Consider the following 17924-nt stretch of genomic DNA (forward strand, 5'->3'; position numbering starts at 1 on the left):
TTTTTTATTTCGTAAAAAAAAGACTAAAGAAATTGTTCTCTAGTCTTTCTAGTTACTTATTTATTGCAATCTTTGCTCCACCTGCTGGCAAACTTCATCTGCAGATAAACCACTTGCCTCAATAACAGATGCTTTAGTTAAAGCATCTTGCATGCCCATTACATTTGAATCTTGCCCGCTTACAACACATGCAGAGCAGTTCTCTACATCAGCAGCTGAATTTAAATCGACCACATCATAGCCTTTTTCACGAAGTGCTTCCGAAATATTTGTTAACGATTGTTCCACTGCAACTTTTTTCATTTTCTATCACACCTCCTCCGTTGATATAATGCCAGTTCTTATCTATTTTTATTCTCCTTTTCTATGTGAAAAATACTTGGTCGTGAACAGATGCTCATGAATATTTTTTTAAAGTATAAAATAGGAATTGAATTGAGAAAGTAAGGGTGGAGGTGATACATAATGGGAAAGCGAAAAAAAGATCCATCAAAAGCTGGATTAAGCTCTCCAGAAGTGAAGGGGCAAGGAACAACAAATATGGAAACTGGTGGAATGACTGCATCATCAGCTCGTCACAAAAAGAAGAAATAAGCAAATTGAATAAAACAAGCAGGAGGGGAATCCTCCTGCTTATTACTATTCTTACTTATACATTTCAGCCACTTGCTTTTGCAGCTTCGTATCCTCTAAATATTCATCATAAGTCATTTGTTTATCAACTAAACCATTTGGTGTCAATTCAATAATACGGTTAGCAATCGTTTGAATAAATTGTTGGTCATGGGAAGCAAAAATCATCGAGCCCTTGAAATTGATTAATCCATTATTAAGTGCCGTGATTGATTCTAAGTCTAAATGGTTCGTTGGCTCATCAAGCAGGAGAACATTTGCGCCGCTTAACATCATTTTTGATAGCATACAACGGACTTTTTCTCCTCCGGAAAGAACACTTGCTTTCTTCAATACTTCTTCTCCAGAGAAAAGCATTCTTCCGAGGAATCCGCGCAGGAAGCTCTCACTTTCATCACTCGGAGAGAATTGGCGTAGCCAGTCTACAAGTGTCAAGTCACTATTCTCGAAGAACTCAGAGTTATCTTTAGGGAAATAAGCTTGAGAAGTCGTGATGCCCCATTTGAAAGTACCGCTGTCTGCTTCCATTTCACCTGTTAATATTTTAAATAAAGTTGTCTTTGCTAGTTCATTTGTACCAACAAGAGCCAATTTATCATCTTTATTCATAATAAAGTTTACATTATCTAATACTTTCACTCCATCGATGGTCTTGCTAATTCCTTCAACACGAAGAAGGTCATTCCCAATTTCTCGCTCTGGAGTGAAGCCAACAAATGGATAACGGCGAGAAGAAGGTTTAATATCATCTAAAGAGATTTTATCAAGCAGTTTTTTACGTGATGTCGCCTGTTTAGATTTAGATGCATTTGCACTAAATCGAGCAATAAATGCCTGAAGCTCTTTAATTTTTTCTTCTTTTTTCTTATTAGTATCTGAAGCCATTCTTGAAGCAAGTTGACTGGATTCATACCAGAAATCGTAGTTTCCTACATAAAGCTGAATTTTGCCAAAGTCAAGATCCGCAATATGTGTACATACTTTATTTAAGAAGTAACGGTCATGGGATACGACGATGACTGTGTTTTCAAAGTTAATTAAGAAGTCTTCAAGCCACCCGATTGCTTTAATATCCAGGTGGTTAGTCGGTTCATCCAGCAAAAGAACATCTGGCTTGCCAAATAAGGCTTGTGCCAATAATACCTTTACCTTTTCGCCACCAGATAAATCAGCCATCTTCTTTGTATGAAGATCTTCACCAATACCAAGTCCTTTTAAGAGAATAGCCGCCTCAGGTTCAGCTTCCCAACCGTTTAACTCAGCAAACTCACCTTCAAGTTCAGCTGCTTTCATTCCATCCTCATCAGTGAAGTCTGCTTTCATATAGATCGCATCTTTTTCCAGCATTACTTCATACAAACGGGCATGACCCATGATAACAACTTTTAAGACTTCCACTTCTTCATACTCATAGTGGTTTTGTTTTAATACTGCCATCCGTTCTCCAGGACCTAGATGGACAGTACCAGATTGAGATTCAATTTCTCCTGACAAGATTTTTAGAAACGTTGATTTCCCAGCGCCGTTCGCACCAATTAGTCCGTAACAGTTACCAGGTGTAAATTTAATATTAACGTCTTCAAATAGTTTACGATCACCATAACGAAGACCTACATTACTAACAGTTATCATTTATTTATATTCCTCCAAATTACATAATCCCGTAAATTATAACATTTTAATGAGTGAATCGCGAATATTATTGAAATGTATTTAAAAAATGCCGGGCAGAGACTTTTTGCCTATTCACTAATTTAAATAGGTGTCAGAAATTTTTGACAAATGGCAGGAAGTTTCAGAAATTAATCGAATAGAAGTAGAAAAGAAAATTTCACTGATCTTAAAAGAAGGAGGCCATGCTAGAAATGGAAATGATCCCAAATCATCATCCCAAGCCAAAAGCCAACTGGAAAAAACGCTCTCTTTGGTCATTGGCTATTTTAGCAACAATTATCCTAGTTGCTGCCATATTCATATATTTATATATTTCACGATCCATTCCAGTGACTAAAGGAGAAGTGACCATCGGTTCCATTAGTTCCCCTGTTACAGTGACGCGAGATGAGGTAGGGGTGCCACATATTTCAGCTGAGAATGAACGTGATCTATACATTGCACAAGGGTATGTACAAGCACAGGATCGACTATTTCAAATGGATTTAAGCAGGAGGCAGGCCTCAGGAGAACTGAGTGAAGTAATTGGTGAAGCAACCGTACATAATGATAAGTATTTTCGTACACTTGGGTTAAGACGTGCAGCAGAAATTTCTTATGATCATTATTCAGATGAGGCAAAAGAAGTGTTAGACTGGTTTGCGGAAGGTGTAAATATTTATATAAAGGAACTGAAGGCAAATGGGAAGTGGCCAATTGAATTTAATATTTTAGGCTATGAGCCAGAAGAGTGGAATGCAATCGATTCTTTAACAATCGGTAAGTATATGGCATATGATCTAGGGGGACATTGGGAAAGCCAAGCATTCAGGTATTATTTGCTGCAAAATTTCCCAGAAGAAAAGGCTTATGATCTTTTTCCATCCTACCCAACAGATGCACCATACATTATTAGTGCTGAGAATCTCGATATTGAAAAGACTTTGGCATCAGCCATCAGCCCGCCAGAATTCAATGGGAGCAACAATTGGGTTGTCAGCGGAAAGAAATCTGCATCAGGCAAGCCTCTGTTAGCGGATGACCCTCATTTATCGCTGAGCACTCCATCCATCTGGTATCAAATGCATCTGCAAACACCAGCAATGAATGTGAGTGGAGTGATTTTTGCCGGTATTCCAGGGATTATCTTAGGACATAACGAGCATGTTGCTTGGGGAGTAACAAATACCGGTCCTGATGTTCAAGACTTATATATTGAAAAAAGAAACCCTGATAATCAGACAGAATTTCTCTATAATGATCAATGGGAAGAAGCAATAATTGTAAAGGAACCAATTAAAGTGAAAGACAAAGAAACAATTGATTACGAAGTGACAATTACTCGTCATGGACCGATCATTTCAGAGTTTGCTGAAGAAAGTGGAAAAGAAGAAGTATTATCACTTCAGTGGACTGCCCTTGAGCCTTCGAGTGAACTGGAGGCAATCATTCAAATGAATCAAGCGACTAACTGGGAAGAGTTCGAAAAGGCTCTTGAGCTGTTTCATACACCAGCCCAAAATTTTGTGTTTGCTTCAAAGGATGGAACCATTGCTTATAAAGCAAACGGGATGATCCCCATCCGTAAAAAGGGCCAAGGTATTATCCCAGTACCAGGATGGACAGATGAATATGGATGGGAAGGATATATTCCTTATGATGAACTGCCAAAAACCATTAACCCAGAAGAGGGTTTTATTTCAACTGCAAACAATAAAGTAATAGATAATAGCTATCCATACCATATAAGTAATGATTGGGCACAGCCATACAGACAAATGAGGATTCAGGAATTTCTGCAAACGGATAAAAAACTAACTGCAGACGACATGATGGCATTGCAAATGGATCAGAAAAACTTACAGGCAATAGAGTTTGTTCCGATTCTGACTAACATGCCAGAATCTTCATTAAGTAAGAAGGAAAAAGAAGCAGTAGCTATTTTGAAAGATTGGGATTACCTTGATAACAAAGATGAAGCAGCACCACTGATCTTTAGTCTGTGGATGAAGAAAATTTCTGATGTTCTCTTTCAAGATGAAATTTCATCTGAAATGAGGGGGCTTTTCAAAGGACAAAAACAAGCAGTCGATGAACTAATAAGAAGGGCTGCAACTGGCATTGAAGGTCCGTGGATCACAGAAAAGGGTGGACTTCAAGAAGTATTGCACAAATCATTACAGCTTGCTTTAGAAGAAGCAACAGAACTTCAGGGGGATCATTTGAATAAATGGAAGTGGGGGGAATATCATCAAATTTACTTCCCGCATTCTCTTTCTAGTATTAAACCATTAAATTATTTATTTAATAAAGAAGGGAGCCTTCCAGTAGGAGGTAGCTCTGTGACCGTTCAAGCAGCTGCCAATAAGGATGACGGGACTGTCAACCATGGAGGTTCTTGGAGATTTGTTATTGATACAGCGGATATGAGTACCGGTAATCATCTAGTGGGTCCAGGTCAATCAGGACATCCGTTAAGCCCAACATATCACAACCAGATGAAGGATTGGGTTGAGGGGCACTATCATCAAACAAACCTGAACCGAGTAAAAGGGGAAACATTAATTCTTCACCCATAAGAGTAAAGGGAAGTAAATGTAGGGACCAATGAGTCAAAATTCTTACAAAATTAATATAAAAAAGCTACCTATTGTTCATAGTTTTTTCATATTTATCATGTACAATTAACCCATACAGGCAGGATAAAAAAGGAGTTTTTATTGTGGCCAAAAAACAGCTCGTCGAATTAGTAAATCGTCTAAAAAAAGCAGGAATTAACGTTAGCTTTACAAAGCCAAGATCAAAAATGTTACTTGCACTTCCACAGAACAAAAGACTGTCAACTACAACTAATTAATGTAGAAAGCTTTGTAATGTATGAAGTTGATAAAGAGTCAGTGGTGTGCACGCGAATGAATACCTTTATGAGCGGGTACACCACTGGCAATTGTGTGCACCAACAAAATTATTTAACATAGCCATGTAGAAAAAAACGTTGAACGATTTAATCGTTCAACGTTTTTTTAAATTTCTTTCATGATTTTTTTGAAAATTTCATCCTTATCAAACTCTTCACCCATCGGGAATTTCTTGATGAATTTATTATTCTCATCTACTAAGAAAACAAATGTACTGTGGACATAGAAACCATCTCCAGGATCGCGGTACTGAAACTGGAATGTTTCAGCAAGCTCAAGCGTTTCCTTTTGATCTTGTTTCATATTCTCTGGATCTCCTGTCAGCAGTGTCCAGTTGCCATCATCCTCGATATCAAATGTTTTCATATAATTGACCATTTCTTCAGGAGTATCACGGTATGGATCAATACTTACGGATAGAAATTCAACATTTTTTCCAAAAACACCTGCTGCAACTAAATCATTCTTCAATAAGTTCATTCTTTGCGTTGTCGTAGGACAAATATCAGGGCAATGTGTGTACATAAATTCAACTAACTTAAGCTTCTTATTTGATTTTGAAAAATCATACTCTTCATTATGCATGGTGACAAGTGAAATATCATCTGGAATTTTAGACGTCATATCACGAATCAAGAAAAAAGAAATGCCTGCTACAATACCAAGAGCAACAATACTTGCACAAATAATATATATTTTTTTCATTATTAACCCTCCCTTTATAAGGATAATGAATATTCACTGAAAATCCTATGGACAATATGTGAACATGTGATTTCAATCATAGGTTTTCAATCAAGAATTCAATTATGCAGATCATTTTACCATAAATAAGGGAAGGGAGTTATTCTACTTTATCGGAATAAAAAAAAGAAGGAACGATACTGTTCCTTCTCCTACTTAATAATTCTATTTCATTGAAATCCAAACACTCTTCACTTCTGTGTAGTTATTTAGTGCATATGATCCCATTTCGCGGCCCATACCGGATTGTTTATATCCGCCAAATGGAGAAGCAGCATCAAATGCATTATAGCAGTTCACCCATACGGTACCTGCACGAAGCTTGCTTGCAACATAATGGGCATTTGCAACATCACGTGTCCAAACCCCAGCAGCCAATCCATACTCACTGTTATTCGCACGATTGATCAATTCATCTAAATCCTCATAAGGCAATGCAGAAATAACTGGACCAAAGATTTCTTCTTTTGCAATGGTCATTTCATCTCGAACATCGGCAAAAATAGTAGGGGAAACAAAGTAGCCTTGTTCTTGTGGCTTTTCACCGCCAACAAGAAGTTGTGCGCCTTCACTAACACCCTTTTCGATATACCCAAGCACCCGATTTTGCTGTTCTGTTGAAACAAGCGGTCCAATCTCTGTATCCGCATGAATACCGGCACCTTGTTTAATATTTTTCGCATGACTAACCATATCAGCAACAACATTATCGAATTGCTTCTTTTGGATAAATACGCGTGAGCCTGCGCAGCATACTTGTCCTTGATTAAACATAACCCCATTAAGAGCACCAGGAATTGCCTTCGATAGATCAGCGTCTGGTAGGATAATATTTGGTGATTTTCCACCTAATTCAAGTGTTACGCGTTTCAATGTTTTCGCTGCATTTCCCATAATCATTTTTCCGACTTCTGTTGAGCCAGTGAAAGCAATTTTGTCAACTAGCGGATGATCAACAAGCGATTGGCCAGCTGTTTCACCAAAGCCAGGGACAATATTGACAACACCTGCTGGGAATCCAGCTTCTTCAATTAATTCAGCTAAATACAAAGCAGATAGTGGTGTTTGCTCAGCAGGTTTTAACACCACTGTACAACCTGTAGCTAGTGCAGCACCTAATTTCCACATCGCCATAAGGAGAGGGAAGTTCCAAGGAATAATTTGTCCAACAACCCCAACAGCTTCATGACGTGTGTAGTTAAAGAATGGACCACTTACTGGAATGGTTTGTCCAACGATTTTCGTTGACCATCCAGCATAATAGCGCATATGTTCAACAGCTAGAGGAATATCAGCATTTGTTGTTTCTCTAATTGGCTTTCCGTTATCTAATGTTTCTAACTGAGCCAATTCCGCACTATTTTCTTCCATTAAGTCTGCGAGCTTGTACATGAGTCTGCTTCTTTTCGCTGCACTCATCTTTGACCAAGGTCCCTCATCAAATGCCTTTCTAGCAGCTCTTACGGCAAGATCAATATCTTCTTTGTCTGCTTCATATACATGGGCAAGTACTTCGCCAGTGGCTGGGTTATATGTTTCAAATGTTTTTTGAGACTTGCTTTCAACAAATTCTCCATTAATATACAGATGTTTTTTCCCGCTGAGGAATTTTTCTACCTTTTCTTTTAAACTAACGGTTAATTGACTCATATTACTCCTCCTTCAAAATAGTAATCTATGTATTTCTTGATGCAAAAATGAGAAGAATGCTAGTGTGAACGCTTACAATACTATGTTAACACTATGAAAAATTGATAATCAATGAATAATTAAACAAATATTCTAACAATTATCGACAACATCTGCTTTAGCTCGTATCCATTTTACTTTTTTAAGAGGAAATTAACTTATGTCAGAAAAATGGCAAGAGTTTGAACTGCATGTGAACATTAATTACAACAGATTCAAGATGTCAGTATTGGCGCTATTTTAGGCACTTTTGAACATTCTGTGTTATGAGGAATAAGTCACAGAACTAGGAAATGGGAAGGCTTACGATATAGATAAGATTTTTCAAGTACATAACATGTAGACCTGCAAAACAAGGGAGGCTAGTTAAATGAAGGGTGCAGGATTTTTCAAATTATTAATTGGTGGGATTGCTGCCTATGAACTGTTAGGCATGATGAAAGCAGGAAACAAAACTGTACTCCGCCCTCCTGGTGCAGCAGATGAGGATGAATTTCTTGCCCTTTGTGTCAGATGCGGAAAGTGTAATCAGGCATGTCCTTATGATTCTATCAAAATGGGCAAAGAAAACTTAGGTTTTGGAATCGGAACACCTTATATAGATGCAAGGGATAATCCTTGCAGACTATGTGATGACTATCCTTGTGTAAATGTATGCCCGACAGATGCATTGACAGGCATCAATAATGTTTATGATGTGGAAATGGGAACAGCTGTTATTGATACGGATAGCTGCATTGCTTATCAAGGAATGAGATGTGAGGTTTGCTACCGAGAATGTCCGCTGATCGATGAGGCAATTAAGCTTAATATTTATGTGAAGCCTGATGATCCTACACATGCCGTTTTCGCACCGATTATTGATCCGGAAAAGTGTGTCGGCTGTGGAATTTGTGAAGAAAGATGTGTCGTCGACAATCCCATTGCCATAAGAGTCAAACCAAGAGAAATAAAGGGCTTATTTTAATTTTGGTTTTTAGTGGCAAGCAGAGGATTGATTATATCCTCGCCTGAAGATACAAGCCACTTTAAATATATAAATAGAGATAGAGATTCTTCACTTAAAAGGGAGGAAAGTAAACAATGGAATTAACTAGAAGAACCTTACTTAAAGCTACCGCTATTTCCATGACAATGGCAGTCGCTGGTTGTAAAAAGAAAGATACAAAAACAGCTGGAACTGATGTAGCAACAGCAGTAGAAACGACAGAACCGGATGAATGGAAATCGACCGTTTGCCGATTCTGTGGTACTGGCTGTGGCGTTTTAGTAGGAATAAAAGACGGAAAAGTTGTTGCAACAAAAGGCGACCCAGATAATCGTTCAAGCAGGGGACTTAATTGTATTAAAGGATTTTACGTTGGCAAAATATTATTCGGCAAAGATCGATTAACGAAGCCGCTCATTCGTGAAGACCGATCGAAAAAGGGAACAATGGATGGGTTTAGAGAAGCATCATGGGAAGAAGCATTAGACCTTGTAGCAAAGAAATTAAAGGAAAATCATGAAAAGGATCCTAAATCAATCGCATTTTGGGGTTCAGGACAACAAACGATTATGGATGGTTATGTATCTGTTAAACTTTGGAAGGCAGGTCTATTAAATAATAATATTGATCCAAATGCTAGACTATGTATGGCAAGTGCAGTTACTGGGTTTATGTCAACTTTTCAATCTGATGAACCGATGGGATCTTATAAGGATTTAGATGAAGCAGATGTCTTTGTCACCTGGGGTGCCAATATGGCTGAGATGCATCCCGTTCTATTTTCGCGTTTAACAGCTAGAAAGCTAGCAAATCCAAGCGTTAAACTTTTTGACCTAACCACTAGACATTCTCGGACTTCTGAGGTAGCCGATACTGTATTAGTTTTTAGACCTCAATCAGATTTAGCAATCGCAAATGCAATTGCCAATTATCTTATTCAAAATAATTTATATGACCAAAAGTTTGTAGATGAGCATATCCAGTTCAAAGCTGGAACTGAAAATCTAGGACACTCCTTCAAAGATGATTATGATGTCACTGATGGGAAAGATGCTGATAAAGTATGGAACATAACATTTGAGGTATTTAAACAAAGCGTAAGCACCTACACATTTGAACATGCCGCTAAACTTTCTGGTGTTCCTGCTGCAGACATAGAAGCATTAGCCAAAGAATTTGGCGATCCAAATAAAAAGATTATGTCTCTATGGACAATGGGAATGAATCAGCATACACGGGGAACTTGGATTAATAATCTTGTTTATAATATTCATCTGTTAACAGGGAAAATCAGCAAGCCAGGAAACGGTCCATTTTCACTAACTGGTCAGCCTAGTGCTTGTGGAACAGCTAGAGAAGTAGGAGTGTTCTCTCATAGGCTCCCTTCAGATATGGTTGTAAGTAACCCAGATCACCGAAGATACACGGAAATGATCTGGAATCTGCCAAAAGGATATTTAGATCCAATCGAGAAACCTGGATTCCATACAGTCAAAATGTTCAGGGAATTAGGAAAGGGAAATGTAAAGTTTCTATGGAGCATGTCCAATAACTGGGGACAAACAATGCCAAAACTGAACCGATACAGAGGAAATGATGCAGACGGAAAAGGCGTTCTAGATGGCTTTATCGTTGTTTCAGAAGTATATCCAACTAAATCTACAGAAATGGCAGATGTTGTTTTCCCAGCTGCCATGTGGGTAGAGCGAGAAGGCCAGTTTGGAAATGCGGAAAGACGTACGAGTGTATTCGAGAAGTGCACAGAGCCTCCTGGTGAAGCGAAATGGGATATTTGGACACTCGTTCAAGTAGCCAAAAGAGCACTTGATGGTAAGAAAATTGGTGATAAACCTGCCTTCGATGTCTTATTCGGAAATATTTGGGATTATGATAAAAATGACTTACTAGAAGATGGTCATGAAGTCAATAGTCGTCTATGGGCAGAATATCGTTCATTCACAAACCCGCATGAAAACACGAATAAAGAAATCCAAGAACTCGGCAAAAAGCTGAAATTGAAAGCAAAGCAAATGGCTCCATATGAAGAATATTTCAAGCAGCATGGCATTTGCTGGCCTGTTCGTGAAGTGGATGGAGAATGGGTAGAAACAAACTGGCGTTATGTTCATGGAAAACAAGAAGAAGGCTACGACCAGTATGGTGTCGAGGAATTTGGAACCGTTGGAAAGTATAAAGATATTGACTTCTATAAATCAGATGATCACCGGCCAAGTGTTATCTTCCGTCCATTTGAAGATGCGGCAGAGATACCTGATGCGGAATATCCGTTCTGGCTATGTACTGGCCGTGTATTAGAGCATTGGCATAGTGGATCAATGACAAGACGTGTTCCAGAGCTTCATCGAGCAGTGCCAGAAGCCTTCTGTGAAATTCATCCAGAAGATGCTGAGGCAATGGGTATTCAAAATGGAGATATGGTTAAAGTCATTTCAAGGCGCGGGGAAGTAGAAGTGAAAGCAACAACAAAAGGGAGAGGAAATCCCCCTAAGGGTCTAGTATATGTACCTTTCTTCGCAGAGGAAACATTAATTAATCTTGTTACACTGGATTGCTATTGTCCAATTTCTAAACAACCTGATTATAAAAAATGTGCGGTTAAAATTGTAAAAGCATAAGGATTGAGGTGGAATTATGAGAAGAGAGATATTATATGTTGTCGTATTTATGCTTGTAGTCTCAGTTGCAATTGGATCAACTAAATTACTTTCAACTCAAACGGCTAGCACCGATGAAGAAGTGATTCAAGCCGATGAGAAAGTGGCGATTCCACAGCTGACAGAAGATGGCAGGGAGGAATCTGCAACAATGGTGCTCCTCGGTGCACCACCAATGCAGCCGGCAGATCATATTGATCGCTGGAATCCAGAAATCCATCATGAAAGCTGTATGACTTGTCATGCTGTACCAGAAACAGGTGCTCCAACACCTCCAGCCAATCATTATTATGATGAAGATACAAAAGGAACAATATTTAGAGATAACTGCCAGCAGTGCCATGCGACACAAAACGATAGTAAAACAGCTTTTAATGATGAAGAATAACAAGTTTGCAGCTTAAGGGAACTCACAAAAAATAGAAGAAAGACGGGGAACTAATATGGTGATATCAGGCATTTACATTGAAACAATTCCAGGGCAAGCAACGATTGCAGCAAGTGCTTTACAAAAAATTGATGGTGTTGAAGTTCATCATATTGAGGATAACTTTAAAATCATTCTCACAATTGAAGCTAAGACAATTAATGAAAGCTATAAGATTGCTGAGACTTTCAAACCTATTGATGGTGTTCTTACCATCTGTTTAGCCTATAGTAATTTTGAAGAGGAACCTGCTTATCAAGAAGCAGTAGTTGCTCAATGAATGAAAGGGTAAATAGAAGGCGATTTCTCTCCATTAATTGGGAAGCGACTGTGGGCTTCTTAGGTAATTTCATTGGAACTCAGATTGAACAAGAAAGAGATTTTTTTAGGCCACCTGGAGCCCGCAATGAACTTGAATTTCTAATATCATGTAATAGATGCGGCAAATGTAAAGATAGCTGTCCTGAAGGCATAATCAGTTTGTTTACTCTTACTGAAGGTGCCAAACTAATAAATACCCCGTATTTGAATCCGAATGAGAACCCATGTACATTTTGTAAGGTATGTATAGACGTTTGCCCAACTGACGCATTAAGTATAGCTAGCCTATTGAAAAGTCCATCTATTGGAAAAGCAGCCATTCAAAAACATAACTGTTTAACATTCCAAGATGTGATGTGTGATTATTGTGTACGATCCTGTCCTGAAAAAGGGGCAATAGAATTAATTAATGGAAAACCAATGATAAATGAAGATAGCTGTACAGGATGCGGACTTTGTGTGGCAAGCTGTATTTCAGATTATAAAGGAGTTCACATACAAACTATTTAAATCTAAATAAGAGGGTAATCGGTATGATGTCAAATATCGGCATTCCAGGTTTAATCTTAATCCTAATATTAGCTTTAATTATTTTTGGACCAAGTAAGCTTCCTGAATTAGGAAGGGCTGTAGGGAATACACTGAAAGAATTTAAATCAGCTACTAGGGAATTAGTAGCTGATGCAGATCAAGAGATCAAATCTGTTAAAGAAGAAAGCTTGCAATCCAAAGAGTCTATTACGAAGGATTAATACGAGTCCCAAGTTCATAAAGATCAACTCATTAGGTTAGGAATGAGCATGATGATGAAAAAAGTTAAATCGATACGAAAGTGGACCTTGACTCGAAGAATCGTTCAATTCTCAATCATCGCTCTTTTTCTCTCACCATTATTGTTTGTTACAGTAGAGGGTGATAATTTTTTCTTCGGTTCATTAGGATCATCTACCTTTGTAGGGATTGTACTATCAGATCCATTTGCTGCATTACAGGTTATCCTAGCATCTAAAAAATTGAATTTAGTTTATCTGTCAGGTGCTCTTATCATCTTTCTATTTTATTTCATCGTAAGAGGCAGGGTGTTTTGCAGCTGGGTTTGTCCAGTTAATACCTTATTAGAATTTACTGAGAAATTACGAAAATATGTGAAGGTACCTGACAAAATATACAATCGACATACTAAGAAATATTTAGCACTTGTTGTCCTGCTCTTATCATTTCTAGTTGGTGTTCCAGTGTTTGAATTATTCTCGCCAATTGGTTTTACAATGAGAAATGCACTATTTACATTTGGTATTGGCATATGGATTATTCTAGCCATTGTATTATTTGAATTACTCATTTCAAAGCGGGGGTGGTGCCGTTATTTTTGCCCCCTAGGAGGATTCTATCAATCCATTGGAAAAGCTGGTATATTTAACGTTCAATTTGATCATGATGCATGTGTCGGCTGTGATAAATGCCGTTCAGTCTGCTTCGCAGATCCAATCATACTTGAACCAGGTATTTTTAGAGAAAGTAAATATGTGACAGCTGGTGATTGCAGTCTATGCGGAGCTTGTGTAGATCATTGTCCATTTGGCGCACTAAAAATCACTGCCCAGTTGCCAATCTCTAGAAATAAAGAAGATGATCTGTTGCGGGAACATGCGGAGAAGGAACGAATAGCTAAGTGGTATTCTATCAAGTAATTTACTACTTTTTGAGGCAGAACCATTTCGGTTTTGCCTTTTATTTTATTACGGATTAATTATTCTGCTTGTTAATCACAAATAATTGAAAATGGCATTAAATAATTTTTAGGATATCCCTAACTAAAAATGGTACAATATACTTTGCAACCTGCCAAATATAATTTTTTGTACTAATTTTGATAAAGAAAATTTGTGAGGACAAGTAATGACAAAGCAGATAAAAAGAAATATATGGACGATGCAAGGTTTTTATTTATTTACTTTTTTCGCAACAGGAAGTCTATATCCTTTATTAAGCGTTTACTTAAGTGAAGTGGAGAAGCTAAATGGATACCAAATTGGGACGATAATGTCGATTAGCCCGATAATAATGATATTCTTTCAGCCTATTTGGGGAATGACTTCTGATAAGCTAAATGCACCAATCAAAATTCTAACGATTACGACATTGACAGCTGGTTTTTTCGGACTTGGGTACATCTCATTTAGCGGATACACTTGGATCTTTATTACCGCAACATGTGTGGCTATTTTTCAAAGTGCCATTATCCCAGTATCTGATAGTTTATCGATAAAATATACGAGTAAAGTCAAAGTGAATTATGGAAATATCCGATTGTTTGGATCACTTGGATTTGGTATTGCTGTGTTTGTTATGGGAAGACTATCAGAATTATCTCCACAGATCATATTTTATTCATTTTTCTTTTCCTTATTAATAGCAAGCTTTCTAGCTGTTAAAATGCCTTCTGAAAAAAGTAAAAGAAATCAAAATCTCCTTGGAGGAGTTAAAGAAATTCTTTTTCAAAGAAAATTTCTGATATTCCTAGGAATTACATTTCTGATATTTGGTCCTAATCTCGCTAACAACACTTATTTTGGACTTTTTATTGATGATAGCGGGGGGACATATACAGGTATAGGTATTGCCTTTTTAATTGCCGTGCTATCAGAAATTCCCTTCATGAAAGTAGCAGCCAATTGGATCAATCGGATTGGTCTCTTGCAGGTTGCCATTATTGCGGGCGCCGTGTCATTAGGAAGATGGCTAATCTATTTTACTGAACCAGATCTATGGCTAATATATAGCACAGCTATCTTACAAGGCTTTTCAATCGGGCTATTTATTCCTGCTGGTTTACAATATATTCGTAATATCACTCCCGTTCATATAACAGCGACTGGAATCACATTATATTCTGCTATTGGAAATGGTCTTGGAAATTGGTTCTCAACCTTTATCGGCGGGATCATACTGGAACAGTACAATATTTTTTCGGTCTACATATTTTTTAGTTTTCTATCTATAATCGGTATATTCCTGTGTATATGGTTAATAAAAGAAGAAAAGGCCACTGCCAAAATCCGTGCAATCGCGGAGAAGTAAGGAATCTTGAGGTGGTAGGAAAAGGAAGTTGCATAGGGCAACTTCCTTTTCTCATTTATCTTTATTACGGTTCATTCTATTTGCTAATAGCTCCTTTACTTGATTATAAGATAAGCCAGAATCTTGATTCAGCCGTTTTACCTCATTGATATCTGTTCCTACAATGGTGTACTTTTTCGATTGGTTAGTTTTATTCATAATAATAGCTCCTTATCCTTGTGATTCCCTTATCCACTTTTAAAGGTTAATTATTCCTTAATTGACCATACTAAGTAAGAAAAGCGCTGGCACTTGCGCTAGATAATAAAAGGGGGCGTTTGTTATTTTTTTCAATCGAAGAAATCAAGATGATAAGCCTGAAGTTGTAATGTTGGACACTGAAGTATACGCATGCAATCAGGATGACTGTAACGGCTGGATGAGAAAAGAATTTGTATCAGCTGACTTAAAATGTCCATTATGCGGAAATGACACTAATGCTGAAATTCGTGAACTGCCCCAAATTGAATAGATCGTTCGTCAAAAGGCTGTTGCTTGAATCATGGCAGCAGTCTTTCTCCTTATTAATAACATGACATATAAACCGCCTGCTTATTCATGATTAATTAGAAAAGCCCCTCCAAAAATGGAGAGACTTGTTTCCTCATTTATAGCTATTTTCTAATTCATCCACTAGTGAGCCTACATAAGCAACAGCATGTCGGATGGCATCTGGTTTAGACATATCAATCCCAGCTTGTTTTAAAAGGTCTAACGGTTTTTTCGTTCCGCCACTCTTTAAAACGTTTAGCCAGCGATCTACAGCTGGTTGTCCTTCTTCCTTAATATATTGGGTCATTGCAGTTGAAGCAGCAAGCCCTGCAGAATAAGTATATGGGTATAGCCCCATATAATAATGTGGTTGACGCATCCAAGTAAGGCCAGCATAGTCATCAATCACAACTGCATCTCCCCAGAAGGTTGATAGGACATCTGCTTTTTGATCACATAAGAGTTTCGCAGTAAGTGGGGTGCCTTTTTCCGCGAGAGAATAGACTCTACGTTGGAATTCCCCCTCTAATAAATGAGTAACAAAATTATGATAATATGTTCCTAATAGCTGTAAAATGACCCAGCGTTTCATTCTTTCATCTTCTGTGCTTGCCATTAAATGCTCGCCAAGAAGCAGTTCATTCATTGTTGAAGGAGCTTCAACAAAATAGGTAGAAGGGCGAGTATTCATTATCCGCTGATTTTTATTAGCTAAATAGAAATGTCCAGCATGGCCAAGCTCATGAGCAAGTACAAAGGCTCCACGCATTGTATTTGTCCATGTAATCAATATAAACGGATGAGAACCATAGGGACTTGCACAGAATGCTCCTGTGGATTTTCCTACATTATCTGCAAGGTCTACCCATCTTTCCGTCAAACCCTTTTCCATAATCGCAGTATACTCTGGACCCATCACTTGCAAGGCTTCTAAAATTACTTTGCTTGCCTCTTCATAAGTCGTCTCTGGATTGAAATCAGGATCTAATGGCGCTTTTAAGTCGCAATACAACATCTGCTCCAATCCTAATTCGCGTTTCTTAAGCTTGGCAAACCTTCGCATATGCGGGGCTAATTCTTTTTGGATAATATCCAATTGATTATGGTACATTTCTTCAGTTACATGTTGTGAATCTAACAGCATTTTTGTAACAGAATCATACTTTCGAAGCTTTGAAATGGAAACCTGTTTTTTCACCTCGGCAGAATAGACAGCAGCAAAAGTATTTTTATATTGAGCTAAAGATTCCGAAAAGCCATGATAGGAATTTCTTCTAATCGTTGCATTTGAAGAAAATTCATAGCGGTCTTCATAAAGAGCAAATGAATTAGGCAATTGATTTCCTTCATGATCATCAAAATCAGCAAATCTCATATCTGCAAGCTTCCCTGCTTGATAAATTGCATATGGTGCTGCATGTACTTCACCTAAGGATGCAAGTACTTCCTCCGTTTCAGGGGAGAGCTGATGCTTTTTAGTTGCTAGCAAGTCATGTAACTGATTTGAGAAAGGCTCCAATTGATCATTTTCAGTTATGTATCTTTCAATTGTTCCATTTGGTAAAGAAAGAATTTCTGAATCAATAAAGGACAGGGAGGCGTTTGATTGTGCTCTTAACGAGGCCATAAGTGCTGAATTGGCCTGATTAACCGGATTGGTTCCGTCCTCTGATTGACGTAAATTCGCATATGTTCCAACTTGAACTAAACGGATCATAATCTTTTCTTGTGCAAGAAGACATTCCAATAAAGTATCGGCATTCGTTTGAAGCTTGCCTTTATACTGCTCAAATTGCTTTAAATCATTTTCAATGGTATCCATTTCCTTTTTCCAATCAGTCTCACACGCAAATAAATCATTTAAATCCCATGTTGAATTAACCATTACTTCAGAACGCTTTAGTCTTTTAACAGCAGTTTTAACCAATGAAGCTTCCTCCTTTATTGAGCAGCAATTATTTCGTGTACCTAATTATTATACAGCAAGACTCACTGAAAGAAATACACTTTTTAGAAAATTAAAACAAATAAAATGCGATGGATTGCCGATTATCCATCGCATTTCTACATCATTTAAAATTGTCTGATTGATATACTTAATTATTCAGCCCTTTTAGAAAGACAACGATCACATTCCATTAAATAGGATTCGGTCTGTTCATGTACCTTCTTACCGCATTCTGGACAAACTTTTCCTTGCATTGCTTTGTAGCTTTCAACTGAGTTATTTAACATATAAATCCTCCTTTTTATAATACAGTTTA

Annotated in this window: 19 protein-coding genes; 12 read left to right on the plus strand and 7 right to left on the minus strand. The window is 37.7% G+C overall.

The genetic code is table 11. From position 1 onward, the window contains the following. Window positions 1-60 precede the first annotated feature (60 nt). Window positions 61-303: a YkuS family protein gene (locus ACFYKT_RS00375; RefSeq protein WP_389213812.1), complete on the minus strand. Its 243-nt coding sequence runs from the start codon at window positions 301-303 to the stop codon at window positions 61-63. 162 nt (window positions 304-465) lie between these two features. Here ACFYKT_RS00375 and ACFYKT_RS00380 point away from each other — a divergent pair, with 162 nt between their 5' ends. Beyond that, window positions 466-594, plus strand: coding sequence for a YuzL family protein (locus ACFYKT_RS00380; protein ID WP_389213815.1), 129 nt, complete (start codon window positions 466-468; stop codon window positions 592-594). A gap of 51 nt (window positions 595-645) precedes the next feature. On the opposite strand, the gene ACFYKT_RS00385 is transcribed toward ACFYKT_RS00380, so the two are convergent. Then, window positions 646-2265, minus strand: a complete 1620-nt coding sequence (locus ACFYKT_RS00385) for an ABC-F family ATP-binding cassette domain-containing protein (protein ID WP_389213818.1) — start codon at window positions 2263-2265, stop codon at window positions 646-648. 233 nt (window positions 2266-2498) lie between these two features. Between ACFYKT_RS00385 and ACFYKT_RS00390 the strand changes: the two genes are divergently transcribed. Both ACFYKT_RS00390 and ACFYKT_RS00395 read left to right on the plus strand, forming a co-directional pair. After that, the gene (locus tag ACFYKT_RS00390; protein ID WP_389213821.1) at window positions 2499-4865 is read left to right on the plus strand and encodes a penicillin acylase family protein; all 2367 of its coding nucleotides are present in this window, start codon (window positions 2499-2501) and stop codon (window positions 4863-4865) included. Between the two features lie 143 nt (window positions 4866-5008). Further along, window positions 5009-5143, plus strand: a complete 135-nt coding sequence (locus ACFYKT_RS00395) for a hypothetical protein (protein ID WP_389213824.1) — start codon at window positions 5009-5011, stop codon at window positions 5141-5143. Between the two features lie 166 nt (window positions 5144-5309). On the opposite strand, the gene ACFYKT_RS00400 is transcribed toward ACFYKT_RS00395, so the two are convergent. Both ACFYKT_RS00400 and ACFYKT_RS00405 read right to left on the minus strand, forming a co-directional pair. Further along, window positions 5310-5909 carry an SCO family protein gene (locus tag ACFYKT_RS00400; RefSeq protein ID WP_389213826.1) on the minus strand — a complete coding sequence of 200 codons (600 nt, stop codon included), beginning with the start codon at window positions 5907-5909 and terminating at the stop codon, window positions 5310-5312. A 204-nt stretch (window positions 5910-6113) separates the two neighbouring features. After that, entirely contained in the window at window positions 6114-7598 is a 1485-nt protein-coding gene (locus ACFYKT_RS00405) for an aldehyde dehydrogenase family protein (protein WP_389213829.1), read from the minus strand. A gap of 409 nt (window positions 7599-8007) precedes the next feature. On the opposite strand from ACFYKT_RS00405, the gene ACFYKT_RS00410 reads away from it, so the two are divergent. The 8 genes from ACFYKT_RS00410 to ACFYKT_RS00445 all read left to right on the plus strand — a co-directional run bounded on the left by ACFYKT_RS00410 (window position 8008) and on the right by ACFYKT_RS00445 (window position 15129). After that, entirely contained in the window at window positions 8008-8604 is a 597-nt protein-coding gene (locus ACFYKT_RS00410) for a 4Fe-4S dicluster domain-containing protein (protein ID WP_389213832.1), read from the plus strand. 116 nt (window positions 8605-8720) lie between these two features. Then, window positions 8721-11261, plus strand: coding sequence for a nitrate reductase catalytic subunit NapA (gene napA, locus ACFYKT_RS00415; RefSeq protein ID WP_389213834.1), 2541 nt, complete (start codon window positions 8721-8723; stop codon window positions 11259-11261). Between the two features lie 16 nt (window positions 11262-11277). After that, on the plus strand, window positions 11278-11688 hold the full coding sequence (locus ACFYKT_RS00420) for a nitrate reductase cytochrome c-type subunit (protein ID WP_389213837.1): 411 nt from the start codon (window positions 11278-11280) through the stop codon (window positions 11686-11688). Between the two features lie 55 nt (window positions 11689-11743). Beyond that, complete coding sequence (locus ACFYKT_RS00425; protein WP_389213840.1) at window positions 11744-12007, plus strand: chaperone NapD; 264 nt, start codon at window positions 11744-11746, stop codon at window positions 12005-12007. Continuing rightward, on the plus strand, window positions 12004-12558 hold the full coding sequence (locus ACFYKT_RS00430; RefSeq protein WP_389213843.1) for a 4Fe-4S dicluster domain-containing protein: 555 nt from the start codon (window positions 12004-12006) through the stop codon (window positions 12556-12558). Before ACFYKT_RS00425 ends, ACFYKT_RS00430 begins: the two co-directional genes overlap by 4 nt. A 23-nt stretch (window positions 12559-12581) precedes the next feature. Continuing rightward, window positions 12582-12800, plus strand: coding sequence for a twin-arginine translocase TatA/TatE family subunit (gene tatA / locus ACFYKT_RS00435; protein WP_389213846.1), 219 nt, complete (start codon window positions 12582-12584; stop codon window positions 12798-12800). Window positions 12801-12851: 51 nt separating this feature from the next. Continuing rightward, window positions 12852-13739, plus strand: a complete 888-nt coding sequence (locus tag ACFYKT_RS00440) for a NapH/MauN family ferredoxin-type protein (protein WP_389213849.1) — start codon at window positions 12852-12854, stop codon at window positions 13737-13739. 208 nt (window positions 13740-13947) lie between these two features. Then, the gene (locus ACFYKT_RS00445) at window positions 13948-15129 is read left to right on the plus strand and encodes an MFS transporter (RefSeq protein WP_389213853.1); all 1182 of its coding nucleotides are present in this window, start codon (window positions 13948-13950) and stop codon (window positions 15127-15129) included. 51 nt (window positions 15130-15180) lie between these two features. Here ACFYKT_RS00445 and ACFYKT_RS00450 read toward each other — a convergent pair whose 3' ends face one another. Next, complete coding sequence (locus tag ACFYKT_RS00450) at window positions 15181-15327, minus strand: hypothetical protein (RefSeq protein WP_389213856.1); 147 nt, start codon at window positions 15325-15327, stop codon at window positions 15181-15183. A 124-nt stretch (window positions 15328-15451) separates the two neighbouring features. On the opposite strand from ACFYKT_RS00450, the gene ACFYKT_RS00455 reads away from it, so the two are divergent. After that, window positions 15452-15640 (plus strand): cold-inducible protein YdjO-related protein, encoded by a 189-nt coding sequence (locus ACFYKT_RS00455; RefSeq protein ID WP_389215354.1) that lies wholly within the window; start codon window positions 15452-15454, stop codon window positions 15638-15640. A 132-nt stretch (window positions 15641-15772) separates the two neighbouring features. Here the strand turns inward: ACFYKT_RS00455 and pepF are convergent, their stop codons facing one another. Beyond that, window positions 15773-17545 (minus strand): oligoendopeptidase F, encoded by a 1773-nt coding sequence (gene pepF, locus ACFYKT_RS00460; protein ID WP_389215357.1) that lies wholly within the window; start codon window positions 17543-17545, stop codon window positions 15773-15775. Between the two features lie 215 nt (window positions 17546-17760). Further along, a complete protein-coding gene (gene yhfH / locus ACFYKT_RS00465; protein ID WP_389213859.1) occupies window positions 17761-17895 on the minus strand; it encodes a protein YhfH in 135 nt (44 codons plus the stop codon). Window positions 17896-17924 lie beyond the last annotated feature (29 nt).

The organism is Cytobacillus mangrovibacter, from assembly GCF_042865275.1.
Classification (GTDB): Bacteria; Bacillota; Bacilli; order Bacillales; family Cytobacillaceae; genus Cytobacillus; species Cytobacillus mangrovibacter.